Source organism: Kosakonia quasisacchari, from assembly GCF_004331415.1.
Taxonomy (GTDB): Bacteria; Pseudomonadota; Gammaproteobacteria; order Enterobacterales; family Enterobacteriaceae; genus Kosakonia; species Kosakonia quasisacchari.
The window spans coordinates 1-1,413 of record NZ_SJOP01000059.1 but is presented as its reverse complement, the minus strand read 5'-3'; the positions used below and the strand labels follow the sequence as shown (position 1 = coordinate 1,413).

The 1,413-nt window shown below is 43.8% G+C and carries 1 protein-coding gene; it reads right to left on the bottom strand.

Going from position 1 to position 1,413, the window contains the following annotated elements; genetic code table 11:
* Nucleotides 1–365 precede the first annotated feature (365 nt).
* On the bottom strand, nucleotides 366–1,413 hold a 1,048-nt coding region (locus E0L21_RS25080; RefSeq protein WP_328590688.1), incomplete at its 5' end, for an RHS repeat-associated core domain-containing protein.

The window sequence follows — 1,413 nt, the reverse complement described above, 5'->3', positions numbered from 1 at the left end:
GTCGGTGATGTCCGGCGTGTCCGGATGGCGGTGATACGCGATAATGCGTACCGCCAGCGCACGGTTATCAAGCACCGTGACTGACGGGGTTTTACTGTAAAGGGATCGGTTCATGAAATACTCCGTTAGAAGTTATACAACCAAAATGGTCGCTTAAAAAGTATAGAAGTTGGCCGTTGTTATTGGCTCATCTTTTGATTTATATGCATTACCTTGTGTGTTAGAGACGATTCAATCGCAAAAATACCTGTTGATTAATACGGCTCAATTATTGTGACGTGGAATTCTCAGAACAATTTACACACCACACTCATAATATAAATATAGCTGGTTATCCACTGTAGGATAACCAGCAATTAAAAGCGCTACGCAGCAGGTATCACTTCTGCATAAATATATTTTTTTATGTATCGATGACCTGAGCCAGCAGAAATAAATGAAGGTTTATTTTTGATTTCATCCGATACATGATATTGACTCGTAAAATTTGACATGAAATGTGCACCAGCAAATTCATCTGCATTGACCACGTCTTTTATATGAAAACTTATCCCTGGTGCGAATAAAATCTCATCCTCCCAATTCGACGAGGATGTCGGCGCAATCCATCGGCCATTTGCAGTTGCAGGCACGTCTAAAATAAGAAGGTGCGTATTTAAAAAAGGGAACCCCACGGTGGTACTTGTATAGCTTTTCTGTTCAATAATGCTCCCTGCCGTAGAATACAAGGCTTCATCCTTAGCGCCACCAGGATAATTAAAACCAATACCCCGAAAAAGAACTCTTCCATAACTTTCACTTCCTGGATGCTTCTGCCTACCGGATTCCAATGCATCTTTAAATGCTGCAATACCTTTATTAAAAGATGCTCCCCAACGTAATAATTTGTTTTTTGTGAACCCTCTTTCTATTAACTGTTCTTTTAGTACCTGCCGTCGATCCTTACTTAATCTCCCCGTTCGTATATATTCATTAAAGAGTGAATAATGCTCTGTAGTATAAAACTTGATAGCCTCTTGCTCAGCGGAAGTTAATTTCAGGGCGGCAGCATCTGGTAAATGGGTAGGAAGTGTTCTCCCTAAATTATTATCTGTTAAACGGAATATCCGCGTCGCTTCAAAATGCCCGCGCTCTTCAAAAATACGTTTCGCCTGAGAGAAGATGGCGGCATAAGCCGGAATCCTCCCATCCGGGTCATACATCGTCACCGGGTTATTCAGTACCATCCTGAACAGATTCAGCCCATCCACTGTGCTCGCCGGGTCTGCGGAAAGCCACCGTCCCGCCCACGGCTGGTAATAGCGATATCCATAATAATAAAGCCCCGTCGCGTCCTGTTCTTTTCCGGAATAACGGAGGATTTTGTAATCCGCCTCCAGCTGGCTGCGGGCCGCAAACAGCGCCGTGCCGCCG